Raw genomic sequence first — 19,814 nt, 5'->3', positions numbered from 1 at the left:
AAGCGTGGGAGCGGCCTTGCCCCGCGATGGGCGGCAAACCAATCAAATCAACGAGCTGGAGACGCCCTCACGGGCCTCCCATGCCGCTCGCACCGGCGCGAACGAGCGCCGATGGATGGGCGTAGGCCCAAGCCGGGCCAAGGCCTCGAGATGCACCGGCGTCGGATAACCCTTGTGCCCACCGATCCCGTAGCCGGGGTAGATCAGCTCGAAGGCGCTCATCTCGCGGTCACGGGTGACCTTGGCCAGGATCGAGGCCGCGGCGATGGCCGGCACCTGGGAGTCGCCCTTGACCACCGGGGCCGCCGGCACTGCCAGCTTCGGGCAGCGGTTACCATCGATCAACGCCAGCTTCGGCGTGACATGCAGCCCCTCGACCGCGCGCTGCATGGCCAGCATGGTGGCCTGCAGGATATTCAGCCGGTCGATTTCCTCGACCTCGGCGCGGGCAATGCAGAAACTCAGGGCCTTTTCGCAGATTTCGTCGAACAGCGCCTCGCGCCTGGCCTCGGTGAGTTTCTTCGAGTCGTTCAGGCCAAGGATCGGCCGGGTCGGGTCGAGAATCACCGCGGCGGTGACCACCGCGCCGCACAGCGGGCCACGGCCGACCTCGTCGACACCGGCGACCAGGTCCTCGACCAGGTTGAAATCCAGTCCCATCTGCATGTCAGCGGTCCTTCAGCAGGGCGAGCACCGCGTCAGCCGCCTGGTTGGAGGCGTCGCGGCGCAGGGTGCGGTGAATCTGATCGAAGCTGTCGGTCTGCTGCGCGCCGTCCTTGAGCAAGGGTGCCAAGGTTTGCGCCAGCGCTTCGCTGGTGGCGGCCTCCTGCAATAGCTCGGGCACCAGCAAGCGCTGGGCCAGCAGGTTGGGCAGCGAAACGTAGGGGCTCTTGACCATGCGCTTGAGGACCCAGTACGTCAACGGTGCCAGGCGGTAGGCCACCACCATCGGTCGCTTGTACAGCATCGCTTCCAAGGTGGCGGTCCCCGAGGCGATCAACACCGCGTCACAGGCCGCCAGGGCCTTGTGCGATTGACCGTCGAGCAGGCTCAGCGGCAAGTCGCGCCCTGCGAGCATCTGCTCGACCTGGGCACGGCGTGCAGCGTTGGCACAGGGCAACACGAAACGCACACCCGGCACCAACTCACACAGGCGCTGGGCAGCATCGAGGAACAGGGCCCCCAGGCGCCCTACTTCGCCGCCCCGGCTACCAGGCATCAGCGCGATGACCGGGCCATCGCCCAGGCCCAACCCGGCACGCGCCGCGCCACGGTCAGCCTCGAGGGGAATGGTATCGGCCAGCGGGTGGCCGACGAATCGCACCGGCACGCCCTGCTCTTCATAGAAGCGCGCCTCGAATGGCAGCAGGGTCAGCATCAGGTCGCAACCCTCGCGAATCTTCAACACACGCTTCTGCCGCCAGGCCCAGACCGAAGGGCTGACGTAGTGCACGGTCTTGATCCCGGCCTGGCGCAGTTTGAGTTCGATATTGAGGGTGAAGTCGGGAGCGTCAATGCCGATGAACACATCGGGCCGTTCGTCGATCAGCGTCTGGATCAGCAACTTGCGGCGCTTGAGCAGTTCGCGCAGACGACCGAGCACTTCCACCAGGCCCATGACCGCCAGGCGCTCCATGGGGAAGTAAGAGGTCATGCCCTCGGCTTCCATCAAGGGGCCACCAACACCGATGAAGCGCACATCAGGGTGGCGGGCCTTGATGGCACGCATCAGGCCGGAGCCGAGTATGTCGCCGCTGGCCTCGCCCGCGACCAACGCAACACAAAGCTGGCCCATGTCAGCGGGTGATGCCGCGGGCGGAGTTGGCAATCGACTGGCGGAATACGTCGACTTCAGGGAACTGGCTGACCAACTCGTCCAGCTCCTTCAATGCCTCTTCGACGGTCAGCCCCTGACGGTAGACGATCTTGTAGGCGCGGCGCAGCGCATGCAGCACTTCATCGCTGAAACCGCGGCGACGCAGGCCTTCGAAGTTCATGCTACGCGCTTCGGCGGGGCTGCCGAACACGGTGACGTAGGCCGGTACGTCCTTGCCGATCGCCGTGCCCATGCCCGAGAAGGCGTGGGCGCCGATGTGGCAATACTGGTGCACCAGGGTGTAGCCGGACAGGATAGCCCAATCGCCGACATGTACATGGCCGGCCAGGGCCGTGTTGTTGACCAGGATGCAGTGATTGCCGATCACGCTGTCGTGGCCGATGTGGGCATAGGCCATGATCAGGTTGTGATCGCCCAGGGTGGTCTCCGCACGATCCTGGATAGTGCCCCGGTGGATGGTGACACCCTCGCGGATCACGTTGTGGTCACCGATCACCAAGCGCGTCGGCTCCCCCTTGTACTTCAGGTCAGGGGTGTCTTCGCCAATCGACGAGAACTGGTAGATACGGTTGTGCTTGCCGATGCGGGTCGGCCCCTTGAGCACCACGTGCGGACCGATGACGGTGCCTTCCCCGATTTCTACATCGGGGCCTACGATCGACCAGGGACCGACCTCGACACCCGCGGCCAGCTTGGCCGAGGGGTCGATGATCGCCCGAGGGTCAATCGAACTCATAGGGAACGTTCCGCGCAGGTGATTTCTGCCGAGCAGACCGGCTTGCCGTCTACCAGGGCGCGGCACTCGAACTTCCAGATCATGCTCTTGCGGCTGAGGAACTTGGCCTCCAGAACCAGCTGGTCGCCCGGCAGCACCGGCTGACGGAAGCGCAGCTTGTCGGAGCCGACGAAGTAGTAGAGGGTGCCGTCGGCCGGTTTGGCGTCGAGCATCTTGAATCCGAGAATCCCGGCCGCCTGAGCCATCGCCTCGATGATCAGCACGCCCGGCATGATCGGATGCGCCGGGAAGTGGCCATTGAAGAACGGCTCGTTGATGCTGACATTCTTGTAGGCACGAATGCTTTGAGCCTCGAAGTCCAGATCCGTGACCCGGTCCACCAGCAGGAACGGGTAACGGTGAGGCAGGTATTCGCGAATCTCGTTGATGTCCATCATTTCGGGGGGAAGCCTGTAATAAGAATAGGGAGCGCAGGTGCTGGCCACGGGCGTCTCGTGCAGATCCACAGAGACACCGGCCAGCGACTGCTCACGCTCGCTCGGAAAAAGGTATCAGCCTTCTGATGTCGGCTGGCCATCCGAGGTCACGGTGTCGACACGTTTTTCCAACTGTCCGAGACGCTTGGCCATCTCGTCCAATTGGCGAATACGCGCGGCGCTCTTGCGCCAATCAGCCAGCGGTTGCATGGCCGTACCGGACGAGTAGCCACCCGGCTCGGTAATCGAGCGGGTCACCATGGTCATTCCGGAGACGAATACGTTATCGCAAACGTCGATGTGACCGACCATTCCGACGCCACCGGCGATCATGCAGTGCTTGCCGATCTTGGTGCTGCCAGAGATACCGACACAGGCGGCCATCGCCGTATGGTCGCCGACCTGGACGTTGTGGGCGATCTGAATCTGATTGTCGAGCTTGACGCCATCACCGATGCGCGTATCCGACAGGGCGCCGCGGTCCACCGCGGTGTTCACGCCGATCTCGACGTCGTCGCCCAGGGTGACGCCGCCGATCTGGGCGATCTTGCGCCAGATGCCTTTCTCGTTGGCGAAGCCGAAGCCCTCGCCGCCGATCACCGCGCCCGACTGAATCACCACGCGCTTGCCGATGCTCACGTCATGGTAAAGCGTCACTCGCGGGGCGAGCCAGCCGCCTTCACCGATCACGCAACGAGCACCGATGAAACAGTGGGCACCGACCGTCACGTTGGCGCCGATACGCGCGCCGCTCTCGATGACCGCGAACGGACCGATACTGGCACTGGCGTCGACCTGTGCGTCATCCGCTACCACGGCGCTGGGATGAACTCCCGCCACAGCCTTGGGCTTTGGATCGAACAGGTGCGAAATGCGCGCATACGCCAGGTAAGGATCGGGCACGATCAGGGCATTGCCGGCAAAGCCTTCGGCATCCTCGGCCTTGAGCAGCACCGCGCTGGCCTGGCTCTCGTCCAGGAACTTGCGGTACTGCTTGTTGGCCAGGAAGCTCAACTGACCCTGGCCGGCCTCCTGCAAGGTGGCCAGCCCGGTGATTTCCAGTGCCTCGGGGCCGTTGAGGCTGGCCCCAAGGGCCTCGGCCAATTGGCCGAGTGTCATTGTCACGGTCATATCAACGCGCTTGGTTCATACGCTCGATCACCTGACGGGTGATGTCGTACTGCGGTTTGACGTCGATGACCGCGCCACGCTCGAGCACCAGGTCGAAGCCACCCTTCTTGATCACTTCCTCGACGGCGCCATCGAGCTTGGGCTTGAGCTGCTTGAGCATGTCGCGGTCGGCCACGGCCTTGGCTTCGTTCAGCTCCTTGGACTGGAACTGGAAGTCACGGGCCTTCTGCTTGAATTCGAGCTCCAGACGCTCGCGCTCTGGCTGAGGCATCTTGTCGCCGCCCTTGATCAGACGATCCTGGATGCCCTTGGCGCTGCTTTCCAGGCCCTTGAGCTTGGTCAGTTGCGGGCCGAACTTCTTCTCGGCATCCACGGCATACTTCTTGGCCGCGTCGGATTCCAGCAGCGCCATCTGATAGTTCAGCACGGCAACCTTCATTTCGGCGAAAGCCGGGGTGGCGACCAGCGCCGCGGCCACGAGGGCCAGTTGGGTCAACTTACGCACGATGCACTCCTGGATAATCCGTTGTCGTTATGCAAGGGCCGACCTCAGAAGGTCTGGCCCAGAGAGAATTGGAACACTTGCGTGTCGGCGTCGTCCGGTTTCTTGATCGGCATCGCCAGGCTGAAGCTCAGCGGGCCCAGCGCGGTGATCCAGGTCACGCCCAGACCGACGGAGCTGGCCATGTCCGAGAAACCGACCTTAGTGCAATCGGGCTTCGAGCCGCAGTTGGTATCGAACACATTACCCACGTCCCAGAATACCGAGGTACGCAGCGAGCGCTGATCCTTGACGAACGGCAGTGGGAACAGCAACTCGACACCACCCTGGACGAGGACGTTACCACCGAACGGCAGTGGATCCTGATCCGGGTCGGCGATGGTGCCCTGGTTGCCGGTCACCGCAGCGCCACGGCTTGGCGTACTGCGTGGGCCCAGGGTACTGTCCTTGAAGCCGCGCACGGAGTTGAAGCCACCGGCGTAGTAGTTCTCGTAGAACGGCAGGCCCGAGGTCGAACCGAAACCATCACCATAGCCCAGTTCGGTGTGCAGGCGCAGGGTGTAGTCGTTGTTGATTGGCTTGAACAGCTGGCCGCGGTAGTCGAGCTTGTAGAACGACAGGTCGCTGCCCGGCACGGTGGTTTCCAGGGTCAGGCTCTGCGAGTGACCACGGGTGGCCAGCACGCCCTTGTTCAGGGTGGATTCGGACCAGCCGATCGACGCCTTGAAGTTGAGGAAGCTGTCGCCTTCGTCCTGGATGAACTTGAAGATCTCATCCACGGTGTAGCGACCGGTTTTCAGTTTGTCCTGCTGCACGGTCAGGCCGTAGGTCAGGCGCGAAGTCTCGCTGATCGGGTAACCGAGGCTGACACCGGCACCGAGGCTGTCCACCGCGTAGCTGGCCACGTCGACATCGAGGTCGTCGTAGTCGGTGCTGCGGTAGAAGGCGTTGTAGCCCAGGCTCACACCGTCGGCAGTGAAGTAGGGATCGACGAAGCCGAAGTTGTAGCGGGTCTGGTATTCGGAACGGGTCAGGCCGATGGAGACCTTGTTACCGGAACCCAGGAAGTTGCTCTGGCTGATCGAGCCGCCGAGGATCAAACCGGCGCTCTGGGCGAAACCGACGCTGGCGGTGATCGAGCCGGAGGCCTGCTCCTCGACGCTGTAGTTGACGTCGACCTGGTCGTCGGTGCCCGGCACCGGCGGGGTCTCGACGTTGACTTCCTTGAAGAAGCCCAGGCGCTCGAGGCGGGTCTTGGACTGGTCGATCAGGTAGGTCGAGGCCCAGCCGCCTTCCATCTGGCGCATCTCGCGACGCAGCACCTGGTCTTCGGTCTTGGTGTTGCCGCGGTAGTTGATGCGGTTGACGTAGGCACGCTTGCCCGGATCGACGACGAACATGATGTCGACAGTGTGATCTTCGTCGTTCGGCTGTGGCACGCCGTTGACGTTGGCGAAGGTGTAACCTTCGTTACCCAGCCGGCGGGTGATCAGGTCGGACGTGGTGGTCATCACCTTGCGCGAGAACACCTGCCCCGGCTGCACCAGCAGCAACGACTTGACCTGGTCTTCCGGTACCTTGAGGTCACCGGAGAGCTTCACGTCGCGGACGGTGTACTTCTCGCCTTCGTTGATGTTGACGGTGATGTAGACGTGCTTCTTGTCCGGGGTGATCGACACCTGGGTAGAGGCGATGTCCATGTTGATGTAGCCGCGGTCCAGGTAGTAGGAACGCAGGCGCTCAAGGTCACCGGAGAGTTTTTCGCGGGCGTACTTGTCGTCGTTCTTGAAGAACGACAGCCAGTTGGTGGTCTTGAGCTCGAACAGCTGGCCAAGGGTCTCGTCGTCGAAGACCGTGTTGCCCACCACGTTGATGTGCTGGATCGCGGCCACGGTGCCTTCGTTGATCTTGATCTTCAGGCCAACGCGGTTGCGCGGCTGCGGCACGACCTCGGCGTCGACCTCGGCCGAGTAGCGGCCCTGGGCCACGTACTGGCGCTGCAGTTCGTTACGCACGCCTTCGAGGGTCGCGCGCTGGAAAATTTCGCCTTCGGCCAGGCCCGACTGCTTCAGGCCCTTCATCAGGTCTTCGGTGCTGATCGCCTTGTTGCCTTCGATCTCGATGCTCGACACCGATGGGCGCTCGACCACGTTGATGATCAGGACATTGCCGTCGCGGTTCAGCTGAATGTCCTGGAAGAAGCCGGTCTTGAACAGCGAGCGGGTCGAATCGACCAGACGGCGGTCGTCGACCTGGTCACCGACGTTCAGCGGCAAGGCGCCGAACACGCTGCCGGCGGAGACCCGCTGCAAGCCGTTGACACGGATATCGGAGATGGTGAAGGACTCGGCGTGAACTTCAGCGATCATCAGTGCGGAGAGCACCGCAGTTAGCAGCAGACGTTTCATGAAGTCCTTTTATTCCAACTGGCAATAAACAACCCGCCGCGACAGGGCGGCAGGTTTTCGCGATTGAGCGAAGCTTTTTATAGTCGACCCAGATCATTGATCAGGGCGAGCAACATCACCCCGACGACCAAACTGATACCGATCTGGACCCCCCAACCTTGCACCCGATCCGAGAGCGGACGACCGCGCGCCCACTCGATCAGGTAGAACAGCAAATGCCCCCCATCCAGTACCGGGATGGGCAGCAGGTTCAGAACCCCCAGGCTTATGCTCAGATAGGCCAGGAAATTCAGGAAATCCCCGACGCCCGACTGGGCTGAAGCGCCCGCCACTTTAGCAATGGTTATCGGTCCGCTCAAGTTTTTTACCGAGAGCTCCCCGAACAGCATTTTCTTCAGCGATTCGAGGGTCAGAACACTCATGTTCCAGGTACGCGAAAGGCCCTCGCCCACCGCTTCCAGCGGGCCATAGCTGACCTCGCGGAGCATCTGCGCCGGCCATTGCGTGGCCTTGACGCCCGCCCCCAGATAACCGCCGGCGGCCTTGCCTTCGCCCTTGCGCGCCAGGGTCACTGGCACCTCGAGCGACGCGCCGTCACGCTCGATCCGCAGGCTCACCTGCTGCTGCGGGCGCGCGCGCACGGCGTCGACCACTTGCTGCCAGTCGGCGAGGGCCACGCCGTCCAGGGCCAGCAGCTTGTCGCCGGTCTTGAGCCCGGCGGCCGCCGCCGGCCCCTTGGGGTCGATCTCGGCCAGCACCGGCGCTACCGCCGGGCGCCACGGACGCAGGCCGAGGGACTGGATCGGGTCCGGCTCGTCGACGCCCTTGAGCCAGTGGCTCAAGGTGATTTGGTGATGACGCTCGGTAGTCGCGCCTTCGTCGACCACGCCCACCCGCAGGGTGCCGCTCTCGCCAAGGCGCCGCACCAGCTGCAAATTGACTGCCGACCAGCCCGTGGTCGGCTCGCCATCAATGGAAACAATTTCCTGACCGACATTCAGACCGGCGGTTGCCGCCAGGCTACCCGGTTCCACCGCGCCAATGACCGGCCGCACCTGCTGCGAGCCGAGCATGGCGACCACCCAGAAGAACAGGATGGCGAGCAGGAAGTTGGCGATCGGACCGGCGGCGACAATCGCAATGCGCTGGCGCACCGACTTGCGGTTGAACGACTGCTCGACCAGCGCTGGCGGCACTTCGCCCTCACGCTCATCGAGCATCTTGACGTAGCCGCCCAGCGGAATCGCCGCGATTACGAACTCGGTGCCTTGGCGGTCATGCCAGCGCAGCAGCGGCGTGCCGAAGCCGACCGAGAAGCGCAGCACCTTGACCCCGCAGCGGCGCGCCACCCAGAAGTGGCCGAACTCGTGGAAGGTGACCAGCACACCCAGCGCAATCAGGGTACCGATGATCATGTAGAGCGCAGTCATGTCCAATCTCCGGGTGACAGTCGGCGCGGCGTGCCGCTGGCGTCAGCGGCCGTGGCGCCGCAACCACTCCCGGGACAGTTCCCGGGCACGTTGATCGGCGGCGAACACCGCCTCGAGCGTAGGCAGCGAGACCACCGGCTCCTGATCGAGTACCTGCTCGATCATACTCGCGATCTCCGGGAAGCGAATACGACGCTGCAGGAACGCATCCACCGCCACCTCGTTGGCGGCGTTAAGCACCGCCGGCGCACTGTTGCCGGCCTCGGCAGCCTGACGCGCCAGGCGCAGGCATGGGAAGCGCTGTTCGTCGGGGGCCTGGAAATCCAGACGGGCGATGGCGAACAGGTCCAGCGGCGCGACACCCGAGTCGATACGCTCCGGCCAGGCCAGGGCATTGGAGATCGGCGTGCGCATGTCCGGGTTGCCCAGCTGGGCCAGCACGGAGCCGTCGATGTAGTCGACCAGCGAGTGAATGACGCTCTGCGGGTGCACCACCACTTCCACCTGGGACGGCTTGGCATCGAACAGCCAGCAGGCCTCGATCAGCTCCAGGCCCTTGTTGAGCATGCTCGCCGAGTCGACCGAGATCTTGCGGCCCATGGACCAGTTGGGGTGGGCGCAGGCCTGCTCGGGCGTGACGTTGAGCAGCTCCGCGGCCGGGGTATCACGGAACGGGCCACCGGAGGCGGTCAGCAGGATCCGTCGCACCCCCACGTTGCCCAGGCCACGGGCGAAGTCGCCGGGCATGCACTGGAAGATCGCGTTGTGCTCGCTGTCGATCGGCAGCAACACCGAACCGCTGCGACGCACCGCGTCCATGAACAAGGCCCCGGACATCACCAGGGCCTCTTTGTTGGCCAGCAGCACCTTCTTGCCCGCCTCGACCGCCGCCAGGGTAGAACGCAGGCCCGCGGCGCCGACGATGGCCGCCATCACCGCGTCCACTTCCGACGCCGACGCCACCTGGCAGAGGCCGGCCTCGCCTTCCAGCACCTCGGTGGCGCAGCCCGCCGCGGCCAGCCCGTCACGCAAGCGCGCGGCGGCCTCGGCGCTCGGCACCACGGCGAATGCCGGACGGTGACGCACGCACAGGGCCAGCAACTCGTCGATGCGTGAATAGCCACTCAGGGCGAACACCTGGTAACGCTCAGGGTGGCGCGCGATGACATCCAGGGTGCTCAGACCGATCGAGCCGGTGGCCCCGAGCACGGTAATACGTTGCGCACGATTCACATCACACCCCATTCGGCAGCCCACAAAAGTACGGCAAACATCGGAATCGCCGCGGTCAGGCTGTCGATGCGATCGAGCACCCCGCCGTGCCCCGGCAGCAGGTTGCTGCTGTCCTTGATGCCTTCGCGGCGCTTGAACATGCTCTCGGTCAGGTCACCGACCACCGAGGACATGACCACCACCACCGCGCCCAGCAGGCCCAGCAGGATCTGGCCAATGCCCCAGTCGCGGGCCAGGCCCACGCCCAGGGTGATCAGCAGGCTGACCACCAGGCCGCCATAGACACCCTCCCAGCTCTTGCCTGGGCTCACCTGGGGCGCCAGCTTGCGCTTGCCGAAGGCACGCCCGGAGAAATAGGCACCAATGTCGGCGGCCCAGACCAGCACCATCACCGCCAGGATCAACCAGTTGCCCAGCGGCCAGTGCTTGAGCAGCACCAGGCCCTGCCAGGCCGGCAGCAGCACCAACAAGCCGATCAGCAGGCGGCAGGCGGCGCTGCTCCACAGCTCGTTGCTGCGTGGATAGGTCAGCACCAGCCAGGTGGCCAGCGCCCACCAGATCACCGAGGCGCCCAGCACCCAGGGAGCGAGGTCCGGCATCAAGTAGAGCAGCATCAGCCCACCGGCCACCACCGCGGCATAGGCGATGCGCAGCGGCTGCGCCACCAGGCCGGCCAGGCGCGCCCACTCCCAGGCGCCGAGCGTGACCACGAAACCGATGAACAGGGCGAAATCCCCACCATTGAGCAGGAAGAAACCACCCAGCGCGATCGGCAGCAGGATCAGCGCGGTAATGATGCGTTGTTTAAGCATTAAGCACGGGCTCCAGCTTCGACCTGCTCGCTGGTCTTACCGAAGCGGCGCTGGCGCGAAGCGAAATCGGCCAGCGCGTTGCGCATGGCCTCGTGTTTGAAGTCCGGCCAGTACAGGTCGGAGAAGTACAGCTCGGCGTAGGCCAGCTGCCACAGCAGGAAGTTGCTGATGCGGTGTTCGCCACCGGTGCGGATGCACAGGTCGGGCAGCGGCAGGTCCCCGGTGGCCAGGCACGTCTGCAACAGCTCGGGGGTGATGTCCTCCGGACGCAGGTGCCCGGCCTGAACTTCCCGCGCCAGGCGCTGCGCGGCCTGGGCGATATCCCACTGGCCACCATAGTTGGCGGCGATCTGCAGGATGAAGCGGTTGCTGCCAGCGGTGGCAGCCTCCGCCTCGCGCATGGCCGCTTGCAACTCCGGATGGAACCGCGAACGGTCACCGATGATGCGCAGGCTGATGTTGTTGTCGTTCAGGCGCTTGGCCTCGCGACGCAGCGCCGAGAAGAACAGCTCCATCAGCGCACCGACCTCTTCGGCCGGGCGCTGCCAGTTTTCGCTGGAGAAAGCGAAGAGCGTGAGCACCTCGACCTTCGCCTCGGCGCACACTTCGATCACCGCGCGGACGGCATCGACACCCGCCTTGTGCCCGGCGACGCCAGGCAGCAGGCGCTTCTTCGCCCAGCGGTTGTTGCCATCCATGATGATAGCGACATGACGCGGCACCGAGGACGGCGCCGCTGGCTTGGTCTTTTCCATTAAAGAGCAACCCTGGCCTCAAACGGCCATCAGGTCCTTTTCCTTGGCCTTGAACGCGGCGTCGACTTCAGCGACGAACTTGTCGGTCAGCTTCTGGATCTCGTCCGCGGCGCGACGCTCTTCGTCTTCGCTGATTTCCTTGTCCTTGGTCAGCTTCTTCAGGTCGGCCAGGGCATCGCGACGCACGTTGCGCACGGCGACCTTGGCGTCTTCGGACACAGCGCTGGCCTGCTTGGTGTAGCCCTTGCGGGTTTCCTCGGTCAGGGCCGGCATCGGCACGCGAATGGTGGTGCCGGCGCTAGACGGGTTCAGGCCCAGGTCGGACGTCAGGATGGCCTTCTCGATGGCCGCGCTGAGGTTCTTGTCGTGAGCGACGATCTTCAGGGTACGGGCGTCCTCGACGGTGATCGCGGCCACCTGGTTCAGCGGCATGTCGCTACCCCAGGCAGGGACCTTGACGCTGTCCAGGATGCTCGGATGGGCGCGACCGGTACGGATCGCCGCCAGGTTGCGGGCCAGCGCCTCGATGGACTTGCCCATGCGCTCCTGGGCGTCTTTCTTGATTTCGTTGATCATTTTTGAACTTCCTCGATCAGAGTTCCTTCCGCGCCGCCATGCACGATGTTCAGCAGGGCGCCGGGCTTGTTCATATTGAAGACGCGCAGCGGCATCTGGTGGTCGCGGCACAGGCAAATTGCCGTCAGATCCATCACGCCCAGCTTGCGATCCAGCACTTCATCGTAGGTCAGATGATCGAACTTCTCGGCATGCGGGTCCTTGAATGGATCTGCAGTGTATACACCATCGACCTTGGTTGCCTTCAAAACCACGTCGGCATCGATTTCGATGGCGCGCAGGCAAGCGGCGGAGTCGGTGGTGAAGAACGGGTTACCGGTACCGGCGGCGAAGATCACGACTTCCTTGGAGTTCAGGTGGCGCATGGCCTTGCGACGATCGTAGTGATCGGTCACACCGACCATGGAGATGGCCGACATGACGATTGCGGTGATGTTCGCCCGCTCCAGCGCGTCGCGCATCGCCAGGGCATTCATCACGGTCGCCAGCATGCCCATGTGGTCGCCGGTGACACGATCCATGCCGGCTGCACTGAGCGCCGCGCCACGGAACAGGTTGCCACCACCAATCACCAGGCCGACCTGAACGCCGATACCGACCAGTTGGCCGACTTCCAGCGCCATGCGATCCAGGACCTTGGGGTCGATCCCGAACTCTTCCGAGCCCATCAGGGCCTCGCCGCTAAGTTTGAGTAGAATGCGTTTATAGCGAGCCTGATAACCACTGCCCTGCTGAGCCATTGCGAATCTCTCCTGCGGCGTTTGTAAAATTCTGGCGGGCTGCTTGAGCCTGCATGTAACACTGACATGACGCAGCGACTGCGTCAGCGAGCAACGGCCTGACAAACCGCTCCCGCTTTGACAAAGAGGCTGCGCGCGTGAGCGGGCAGCCTCTTTGGGGCGACAGACGAGTCCGTCTTACTGCTTGGCGGCAGCTACCTGGGCGGCAACTTCGGCAGCGAAGTCGTCAACCGGCTTCTCGATGCCTTCGCCGACCTTGAAGTAGGTGAAGGAAACGATTTCAGCGCCGGCTTTCTTGGCCAGTGCGCCGACCTTGACTTCCGGATCCATCACGAAGGCTTGCTCTTTCAGCGAGGCTTCGGCTTTGAACTTGGAAATACGACCGTTGATCATGTTCTCAACGATGTTTTCCGGCTTGCCGGCGATCTTGTCGGCGTTCAGCTGCAGGAAGACGTTCTTCTCGCGCTCGATGGCCTCGGCGGAGATTTCCGACGCATCCAGGAACTCTGGGTTCGAGGCTGCAACGTGCATGGCGATGTTCTTGGCCAGATCGACGTCACCGCCTTTCAGGACAACGACGGCACCGATCTTGTTGCCATGCAGGTAGGCACCGACAACGTCACCCTCAACGCGCACCAGGCGACGGATGTTGACGTTCTCGCCGCACTTGGCGACCAGGGCTTCACGAGCAGCTTCACGCGAGGCGATCAGCGGAGCGGCGTCGGTCAGCTTCTGGGCGAAGGCTTCTTCGATGCTTTCGGCAACGAAGTTCTTGAAGTCGTCTTGCAGGGCCAGGAAGTCGGTCTGCGAGTTCACTTCCAGCAGGACGGCGGATTTACCGTCGGTCTTGACGGCGATAGCGCCTTCAGCAGCGACGTTGCCAGCCTTCTTGGCGGCCTTGATGGCGCCCGAGGCACGCATGTCGTCAATGGCTTTCTCGATGTCGCCGCCGGCCTTTTCCAGGGCCTTCTTGCAATCCATCATGCCTTCGCCGGTACGCTCGCGCAGTTCTTTGACCAGCGCCGCAGTAATTGCTGCCATTTCAAAATCCTCTTGGAAAGTTTTTCAACCATTCCACCCGCTCGTCACGGGCGTTAAATTCTGCAAATCGCTGCCTTTATATCAGCTCGCCCATGATGCGGGGCCGTTGCTGACAGCAGGATTTCAAGGTGGCAAAAAGGGGGCCAAGCCCCCTTTTTGCGTGCCAAGTAGACGCCAGGCGTCAATTACTCAGCAGCAGGTGCAGCCGCTTCTTCAGCGTAGACTTCAGTGCCGCCGGCAACATTGTTGCGGCCGCGGATGACGGCGTCAGCCATCGAAGTCATGTACAGCTCGATAGCGCGGATGGCGTCATCGTTACCTGGGATGATGTAGTCAACACCTTCTGGGCTGCTGTTGGTATCGACAACGCCGATGACCGGGATGCCCAGCTTGTTGGCTTCAGTGATGGCAATGCGCTCGTGGTCGACGTCGATCACGAACAGGGCATCAGGCAGGCCGCCCATGTCCTTGATACCACCCAGGCTGCGGTCCAGCTTTTCCAGATCGCGCGAACGCATCAGGGCTTCTTTCTTGGTCAGCTTGGCAAAGGTGCCGTCTTCGGCCTGGGTTTCCAGGTCGCGCAGACGCTTGATCGAGGCGCGGATGGTCTTGTAGTTGGTCAGCATGCCGCCCAACCAACGGTGGTCAACGTATGGCGAACCGCAACGAGCAGCTTGCTCGGCGACGATCTTGCCGGCGGAACGCTTGGTGCCGACGAACATGATCTTGTTCTTGCCCTGGGCCAGGCGCTCGACGAAGGACAGAGCCTCGTTGAACATCGGCAGGGTTTTTTCCAGGTTGATGATGTGGATCTTGTTACGCGCGCCGAAAATGTACTTGCCCATTTTCGGGTTCCAGTAACGGGTCTGGTGGCCGAAGTGCACACCGGCCTTCAGCATATCGCGCATGTTGACTTGGGACATGATAGTTCCTTGATAAGTCGGGTTGGGCCTCCACGTATCCCAATGACCAACCCGCGCTTGCGAACAAGCGGGGCACCCAGGCCATCGTGTCGACACGTGTGTGGGTTTGAGCTAACGGAGGTCTCCCCCGAAAGCGGCGCATTTTATACCACAGACTGCGCGCTAACGGAACCCGGATGATGCAGCGTCCGTCAGCGGCTTTTGCAGCGACCCGGCTTTGGGGCCAGAATGCCTTCAATAGACCACCGGATCGCCGGGTTTCTCCCGCGAGAGCCCGCCAGATCGCCGCCGCGCTCTGGTAGAATCCGGTCTTTCCCGTTTGTTCGCGCCGCCCGTGGCGCCGTAGAGAGCCTGTAATGACCGTCACCATCAAGACCGCAGAAGACATCGAAAAGATGCGCATCGCCGGCCGCCTGGCCGCCGAAGTGCTGGAAATGATCGAACAGCACGTCAAGCCCGGTGTCACCACCGAAGAGCTCGACCGCCTGTGCCACGACTACATCGTCAACGTCCAGCAGGCGATCCCCGCACCGCTCAACTACAAGGGCTTCCCCAAGTCGATCTGCACCTCGATCAACCACGTGGTCTGCCATGGCATCCCCAATGACAAACCCCTGAAGGACGGCGACACCATCAACATCGATGTCACCGTGATCAAGGACGGCTATCACGGCGACACCAGCCGCATGTACCACGTCGGGACCGTCGCCCCGTGGGCCGAGCGCCTGTCGAAAGTCACCCAGGAATGCCTGTACAAGGCCATCGAGCTGGTCAAGCCGGGCTGCCGCCTGGGCGACATCGGCGAAGTGATCCAGAAGCACGCCGAAAAGAATGGTTTCTCGGTGGTCCGCGAGTTCTGTGGCCACGGCATCGGCAAGGTGTTCCATGAAGAGCCGCAGATTCTCCACTACGGCCGCGCCGGCACCGGCATGGAGCTCAAGGAAGGCATGACCTTCACCATCGAGCCGATGATCAACCAGGGCAAGGCCGACACCAAGGTGCTGGGCGATGGCTGGACCGCCATTACCAAGGACCGCAAGCTCTCGGCCCAGTGGGAACATACCCTGGTGGTGACCGCAGACGGCTACGAGATCTTTACCCTGCGCAAGGACGACACTATCCCGCGCACCTCGGCCTGACTCTTATCCAAAGGAACGCGACTCGATGCCCCAGGTGGATCCCGAGCTGTTCGACCGCGGCCAGTTCCAGGCGGAACTGGCCCTCAAGGCTAGCCCCATCGCCGCGTTCAAGAAGGCCATCCGCATGGCCGGCGAGGTGCTCGACAAGCGTTTTCGCGAGGGCCGGGAGATCCGCCGCCTGATCGAGGACCGTGCCTGGTTCGTCGATAACATCCTGCAACAGGCCTGGCGCCAGTTCGACTGGGGCAACCCCGACGGCATCGCCCTGGTCGCCGTCGGCGGCTATGGTCGCGGCGAGCTGCACCCGTACTCCGACATCGACCTGCTGATCCTGCTCGAGGCCGCCGAGCACGAGCAGTACCGCGACGCCATCGAACGTTTTCTGACCTTGCTGTGGGACATCGGCCTGGAAGTCGGTCAGAGCGTGCGCACTGTCGACGAATGCGCCGAGCAGGCGCGCGCCGACCTCACGGTCATCACCAACCTGATGGAAAGCCGCACCATCGCCGGCCCCGAGCCACTGCGCCAGCGCATGCTCGATGCCACCAGCACGGCGCACATGTGGCCGAGCAAGGAGTTCTTCCTGGCCAAACGCGCCGAACTCAAGGCCCGCCACCACAAGTACAACGACACCGAGTACAACCTGGAGCCCAACGTCAAGGGCGGCCCCGGCGGCCTGCGCGACATCCAGACGGTGTTGTGGGTAGCTCGGCGCCAGTACGGCACCCTCAACCTGCACGCCTTGGCCGGCGAGGACTTCCTGCTGGAAAGCGAGAACGAGCTGCTGGCCTCGTCCCAGGCCTTCCTCTGGCGTGTGCGCTACGCCCTGCACATGCTCGCCGGGCGCGCCGAAGACCGCTTGCTGTTCGACCACCAGCGCAGCATCGCCGCGCTGCTGGGCTACAGCGACGACAACCCCAAGCGCGCCATCGAGCAGTTCATGCAGCAGTACTACCGGGTGGTGATGAGCATCAGCCAGTTGTGCGACCTGATCATCCAGCACTTCGAGGAGGTGATCCTCGCCGATGACAGCGGCAGCACGCAGCCGCTCAACGCCCGGTTCCGCCTACACGACGGCTATATCGAGGCAGCCAACCCCAACGTGTTCCGCCGCACACCGTTCGCCATGCTGGAAATCTTCGTGCTGATGGCCCAGCACCCGGAAATCAAGGGTGTGCGCGCCGACACCGTGCGCCTGCTGCGCGAGCATCGTCATCTGATCGACGACAAGTTCCGCCACGATATCCGCAACACCAGCCTGTTCATCGAACTGTTCAAGTGCGAAATCGGTATCCACCGCAACCTGCGGCGGATGAACCGCTACGGCATCCTCGGCCGCTACCTGCCGGAATTCGGCCTGATCGTCGGGCAGATGCAGCACGACCTGTTCCACATCTATACGGTCGACGCCCACACCCTCAACCTGATCAAGCACCTGCGCAAGCTGCAGTACACCCCGGTGTCGGAGAAATTCCCGCTGGCCAGCAAGCTCATGGGCCGTCTGCCCAAGCCCGAGCTGATCTACCTGGCCGGGCTGTACCATGACATCGGCAAGGGCCGCCAGGGCGACCATTCCGAGCTTGGCGCGGTAGACGCGCAAGCCTTCTGCACGCGGCACCAGCTACCCGCCTGGGACAGCCGGCTGATCGTCTGGCTGGTGCAGAACCACCTGGTGATGTCCACCACCGCCCAGCGCAAGGACCTCTCCGACCCGCAGGTGATCAACGATTTCGCCCTGCATGTCGGCGATGAGACACGCCTGGACTACCTCTATGTGCTGACCGTGGCCGACATCAACGCCACCAACCCCAGCCTGTGGAACTCCTGGCGGGCAAGCCTGCTGCGCCAGCTCTACACCGAGACCAAGCGCGCCCTGCGCCGGGGCCTGGAGAACCCGCTGGACCGCGAGGAGCAGATCCGCCAGACCCAATCCGCGGCCCTGGATATTCTCGTGCGCGAAGGCACCGACCCGGACGACGTCGAGCAGTTGTGGTCACAGCTGGGCGATGACTACTTCCTCAAGCACAACGCCGCCGACGTGGCCTGGCACAGCGACGCGATCCTCCAGCAGCCGGCCGACGGCGGCCCACTGGTGCTGATCAAGGAAACCACCCAGCGCGAGTTCGAGGGCGGCACGCAGATCTTCATCTATGCCCCCGACCAGCATGACTTCTTCGCAGTGACCGTGGCCGCCATGGCCCAACTCAACCTGAACATTCACGATGCGCGGATCATCACCTCGAGCAGCCAGTTCACCCTCGACACCTACATCGTGCTCGACAACGACGGCGGCTCTATCGGCGACAACCCGCAACGGGTCCGGCAGATCCGCGACGGCCTGACCGAGGCGCTGCGCAACCCGGAGGATTACCCGACCATCATCCAGCGTCGGGTGCCGCGCCAGCTCAAGCACTTCAACTTCCCGCCGCAGGTGACCATCCTCAACGATGCCCAGCGCCCGGTGACCGTGCTGGAGATCACCGCCCCCGACCGCCCCGGCTTGCTGGCGCGGATCGGGCGGATCTTCCTGGAGTTCGACATCTCGCTGCAGAACGCCAAGATCGCCACCCTCGGCGAGCGCGTGGAAGACGTGTTCTTCATCACCGACGCCGACAACCAGCCGCTATCCGATCCGCAACTGTGCAGCCGCCTGCAGGAAGCCATCGTCCAGCAGTTGCAGGCCGGCCAGGCCAGCGATGCCAGCCCTACCCGCATGACCTTTTGACGATAACGAGACCTTGCGCCGATGAACCACGCCTTGACCCAGCTCCAGCCCTACCCGTTCGAGAAACTGCGCGCCCTGCTGGGCACCGTGAAGCCGGCAGCCGACAAGCGCGCCATCGCCCTGTCTATCGGTGAGCCGAAGCATGCATCGCCGGCGTTCGTCGCTCAGGCCATGGCCGACAACCTCGACAAGCTGGCGGTGTATCCAAGCACAATCGGCCTGCCTGCCCTGCGCCAGGCCATCGGCCAGTGGTGCGAGCGGCGGTTCGACGTCCCGGCCGGCTGGCTCGATGCCGACCGCCACATCCTGCCGGTCAACGGCACCCGCGAGGCGCTGTTCGCCTTCACTCAAGCCGTGGTCAACCGCAGCGACGACGCCCTGGTGGTCAGCCCCAACCCGTTTTACCAGATCTACGAAGGCGCGGCGCTGCTGGCCGGCGCCACCCCGCACTACCTGCCATGCCTGGAAAGCAACGGCTTCAACCCCGACTTCGATGCTGTACCGGCCGAGACCTGGGAACGCTGCCAGATCCTGTTCCTGTGCTCCCCAGGCAACCCCACCGGCGCCCTGGTACCGATGGACACCTTGAAGAAGCTGATCGCCCTCGCCGACAAGCACGACTTCGTGATCGCCGCCGATGAGTGCTACAGCGAGCTGTACTTCGACGAGGACGCGCCGCCAGCGGGTCTGCTGAGTGCCTGCGCTGCCCTTGGTCGCAGTGACTTCAAGCGCTGCGTGGTGTTCCACAGCCTATCCAAGCGCTCCAACCTGCCAGGCCTGCGTTCGGGCTTCGTGGCTGGCGACGCCGAGATCATCAAACCATTCCTGCTGTACCGCACCTACCACGGCTGCGCGATGCCGGTGCAAACCCAACTGGCCAGCGTCGCTGCCTGGCAGGACGAAGCCCATGTGCGCGAGAACCGCGACCTGTACCGGGCCAAGTACGACGCCGTGCTCGAGATCCTGCAACCGGTGCTGGACGTGCAGCGCCCGGATGGCAGCTTCTATCTGTGGGCCAAGGTGCCGGGCAGCGATGCCGATTTCACCCGCGACCTGTACGAAGCCGAGCATGTGACGGTGGTGCCGGGGTCGTATCTGTCGCGGGAAGTGGATGGCGTCAACCCGGGGGCCGGGCGTGTGCGCATGGCGCTGGTCGCGCCGCTGGCCGAGTGCATCGAGGCGGCGGAGCGAATCAGGGCATTCCTGACTCGCTGACAATGCAGCGCTGCCGGCCCCTCATCCGCAGGGCTGGGCAGCAATCAACAGGAGCTGGCGCCCCTTGGTTCAAAAACTTATCGGGCGCCACCCGTAGCAATATGTACCGCATTGCGCACCCATGACCTTTTTAAA

The 19,814-nt window shown here is 63.5% G+C and carries 18 protein-coding genes; 3 read left to right on the top strand and 15 right to left on the bottom strand.

Features of this window, described 5'->3' with window-relative positions:
• Nucleotides 1-42 precede the first annotated feature (42 nt).
• From rnhB to rpsB, 15 genes are all read right to left on the bottom strand, one after another.
• Nucleotides 43-666 (bottom strand): ribonuclease HII, encoded by a 624-nt coding sequence (gene rnhB / locus ACODS5_RS13535; RefSeq protein WP_134689525.1) that lies wholly within the window; start codon nucleotides 664-666, stop codon nucleotides 43-45.
• Nucleotide 667: 1 nt separating this feature from the next.
• Nucleotides 668-1,795 (bottom strand): lipid-A-disaccharide synthase, encoded by a 1,128-nt coding sequence (lpxB, locus tag ACODS5_RS13530; protein ID WP_489108910.1) that lies wholly within the window; start codon nucleotides 1,793-1,795, stop codon nucleotides 668-670.
• 1 nt (nucleotide 1,796) lies between these two features.
• Entirely contained in the window at nucleotides 1,797-2,573 is a 777-nt protein-coding gene (lpxA, locus tag ACODS5_RS13525; RefSeq protein ID WP_134689527.1) for an acyl-ACP--UDP-N-acetylglucosamine O-acyltransferase, read from the bottom strand.
• Nucleotides 2,570-3,010: a 3-hydroxyacyl-ACP dehydratase FabZ gene (gene fabZ / locus ACODS5_RS13520; protein WP_003252314.1), complete on the bottom strand. Its 441-nt coding sequence runs from the start codon at nucleotides 3,008-3,010 to the stop codon at nucleotides 2,570-2,572. Before fabZ ends, lpxA begins: the two co-directional genes overlap by 4 nt.
• A 114-nt stretch (nucleotides 3,011-3,124) precedes the next feature.
• Entirely contained in the window at nucleotides 3,125-4,180 is a 1,056-nt protein-coding gene (gene lpxD, locus ACODS5_RS13515) for a UDP-3-O-(3-hydroxymyristoyl)glucosamine N-acyltransferase (RefSeq protein ID WP_134689528.1), read from the bottom strand.
• A 1-nt stretch (nucleotide 4,181) separates the two neighbouring features.
• Nucleotides 4,182-4,685 (bottom strand): OmpH/Skp family outer membrane protein, encoded by a 504-nt coding sequence (locus ACODS5_RS13510; protein WP_023629834.1) that lies wholly within the window; start codon nucleotides 4,683-4,685, stop codon nucleotides 4,182-4,184.
• A gap of 44 nt (nucleotides 4,686-4,729) precedes the next feature.
• On the bottom strand, nucleotides 4,730-7,090 hold the full coding sequence (gene bamA / locus ACODS5_RS13505; protein WP_134689529.1) for an outer membrane protein assembly factor BamA: 2,361 nt from the start codon (nucleotides 7,088-7,090) through the stop codon (nucleotides 4,730-4,732).
• A 77-nt stretch (nucleotides 7,091-7,167) separates the two neighbouring features.
• Nucleotides 7,168-8,520, bottom strand: coding sequence for a sigma E protease regulator RseP (rseP, locus tag ACODS5_RS13500; RefSeq protein ID WP_489108909.1), 1,353 nt, complete (start codon nucleotides 8,518-8,520; stop codon nucleotides 7,168-7,170).
• Between the two features lie 42 nt (nucleotides 8,521-8,562).
• Complete coding sequence (gene ispC / locus ACODS5_RS13495) at nucleotides 8,563-9,753, bottom strand: 1-deoxy-D-xylulose-5-phosphate reductoisomerase (RefSeq protein ID WP_489108908.1); 1,191 nt, start codon at nucleotides 9,751-9,753, stop codon at nucleotides 8,563-8,565.
• The gene (locus ACODS5_RS13490) at nucleotides 9,750-10,565 is read right to left on the bottom strand and encodes a phosphatidate cytidylyltransferase (protein WP_134689532.1); all 816 of its coding nucleotides are present in this window, start codon (nucleotides 10,563-10,565) and stop codon (nucleotides 9,750-9,752) included. Before ACODS5_RS13490 ends, ispC begins: the two co-directional genes overlap by 4 nt.
• Complete coding sequence (uppS, locus tag ACODS5_RS13485; protein ID WP_134689533.1) at nucleotides 10,565-11,320, bottom strand: polyprenyl diphosphate synthase; 756 nt, start codon at nucleotides 11,318-11,320, stop codon at nucleotides 10,565-10,567. Before uppS ends, ACODS5_RS13490 begins: the two co-directional genes overlap by 1 nt.
• 18 nt (nucleotides 11,321-11,338) lie before the next feature.
• Nucleotides 11,339-11,896 carry a ribosome recycling factor gene (frr, locus tag ACODS5_RS13480; RefSeq protein ID WP_134689534.1) on the bottom strand — a complete coding sequence of 186 codons (558 nt, stop codon included), beginning with the start codon at nucleotides 11,894-11,896 and terminating at the stop codon, nucleotides 11,339-11,341.
• Nucleotides 11,893-12,636, bottom strand: a complete 744-nt coding sequence (gene pyrH / locus ACODS5_RS13475; protein WP_134689535.1) for a UMP kinase — start codon at nucleotides 12,634-12,636, stop codon at nucleotides 11,893-11,895. Before pyrH ends, frr begins: the two co-directional genes overlap by 4 nt.
• Before the next feature lie 177 nt (nucleotides 12,637-12,813).
• Nucleotides 12,814-13,677: a translation elongation factor Ts gene (tsf, locus tag ACODS5_RS13470; RefSeq protein ID WP_050704410.1), complete on the bottom strand. Its 864-nt coding sequence runs from the start codon at nucleotides 13,675-13,677 to the stop codon at nucleotides 12,814-12,816.
• A 185-nt stretch (nucleotides 13,678-13,862) separates the two neighbouring features.
• Nucleotides 13,863-14,600, bottom strand: a complete 738-nt coding sequence (gene rpsB, locus ACODS5_RS13465) for a 30S ribosomal protein S2 (RefSeq protein ID WP_028690678.1) — start codon at nucleotides 14,598-14,600, stop codon at nucleotides 13,863-13,865.
• A 356-nt stretch (nucleotides 14,601-14,956) separates the two neighbouring features.
• On the opposite strand from rpsB, the gene map reads away from it, so the two are divergent.
• The 3 genes from map to dapC are packed head-to-tail and all read left to right on the top strand — an operon-like array spanning nucleotide 14,957 to nucleotide 19,679.
• On the top strand, nucleotides 14,957-15,739 hold the full coding sequence (gene map, locus ACODS5_RS13460) for a type I methionyl aminopeptidase (RefSeq protein ID WP_134689536.1): 783 nt from the start codon (nucleotides 14,957-14,959) through the stop codon (nucleotides 15,737-15,739).
• A gap of 25 nt (nucleotides 15,740-15,764) precedes the next feature.
• A complete protein-coding gene (locus tag ACODS5_RS13455) occupies nucleotides 15,765-18,464 on the top strand; it encodes a [protein-PII] uridylyltransferase (protein WP_489108907.1) in 2,700 nt (899 codons plus the stop codon).
• A 21-nt stretch (nucleotides 18,465-18,485) separates the two neighbouring features.
• Nucleotides 18,486-19,679, top strand: coding sequence for a succinyldiaminopimelate transaminase (gene dapC / locus ACODS5_RS13450; protein ID WP_489108906.1), 1,194 nt, complete (start codon nucleotides 18,486-18,488; stop codon nucleotides 19,677-19,679).
• Nucleotides 19,680-19,814: the final 135 nt, after the last annotated feature.

The sequence above is a fragment of the Pseudomonas sp. FG47 genome, from assembly GCF_057809115.1.
The sequence above is the reverse complement of the archived record's forward strand: the minus strand, read 5'-3'. Positions and strand labels throughout refer to the sequence as shown.

Excerpts from the sequence above, each read along its gene's own strand:
- rpsB (WP_028690678.1), bottom strand. The coding sequence starts at position 14,600 with ATGTCCCAAGTCAACATGCGCGATATGCTGAAGGCCGGTGTGCACTTC.
- dapC (WP_489108906.1), top strand. The coding sequence starts at position 18,486 with ATGAACCACGCCTTGACCCAGCTCCAGCCCTACCCGTTCGAGAAACTG.
- bamA (WP_134689529.1), bottom strand. The coding sequence starts at position 7,090 with ATGAAACGTCTGCTGCTAACTGCGGTGCTCTCCGCACTGATGATCGCT.
- uppS (WP_134689533.1), bottom strand. The coding sequence starts at position 11,320 with ATGGAAAAGACCAAGCCAGCGGCGCCGTCCTCGGTGCCGCGTCATGTC.
- lpxD (WP_134689528.1), bottom strand. The coding sequence starts at position 4,180 with ATGACCGTGACAATGACACTCGGCCAATTGGCCGAGGCCCTTGGGGCC.
- fabZ (WP_003252314.1), bottom strand. The coding sequence starts at position 3,010 with ATGATGGACATCAACGAGATTCGCGAATACCTGCCTCACCGTTACCCG.
- frr (WP_134689534.1), bottom strand. The coding sequence starts at position 11,896 with ATGATCAACGAAATCAAGAAAGACGCCCAGGAGCGCATGGGCAAGTCC.
- tsf (WP_050704410.1), bottom strand. The coding sequence starts at position 13,677 with ATGGCAGCAATTACTGCGGCGCTGGTCAAAGAACTGCGCGAGCGTACC.
- map (WP_134689536.1), top strand. The coding sequence starts at position 14,957 with ATGACCGTCACCATCAAGACCGCAGAAGACATCGAAAAGATGCGCATC.
- rseP (WP_489108909.1), bottom strand. The coding sequence starts at position 8,520 with ATGACTGCGCTCTACATGATCATCGGTACCCTGATTGCGCTGGGTGTG.
- ACODS5_RS13490 (WP_134689532.1), bottom strand. The coding sequence starts at position 10,565 with ATGCTTAAACAACGCATCATTACCGCGCTGATCCTGCTGCCGATCGCG.
- lpxB (WP_489108910.1), bottom strand. The coding sequence starts at position 1,795 with ATGGGCCAGCTTTGTGTTGCGTTGGTCGCGGGCGAGGCCAGCGGCGAC.
- ACODS5_RS13455 (WP_489108907.1), top strand. The coding sequence starts at position 15,765 with ATGCCCCAGGTGGATCCCGAGCTGTTCGACCGCGGCCAGTTCCAGGCG.
- rnhB (WP_134689525.1), bottom strand. The coding sequence starts at position 666 with ATGCAGATGGGACTGGATTTCAACCTGGTCGAGGACCTGGTCGCCGGT.
- lpxA (WP_134689527.1), bottom strand. The coding sequence starts at position 2,573 with ATGAGTTCGATTGACCCTCGGGCGATCATCGACCCCTCGGCCAAGCTG.
- pyrH (WP_134689535.1), bottom strand. The coding sequence starts at position 12,636 with ATGGCTCAGCAGGGCAGTGGTTATCAGGCTCGCTATAAACGCATTCTA.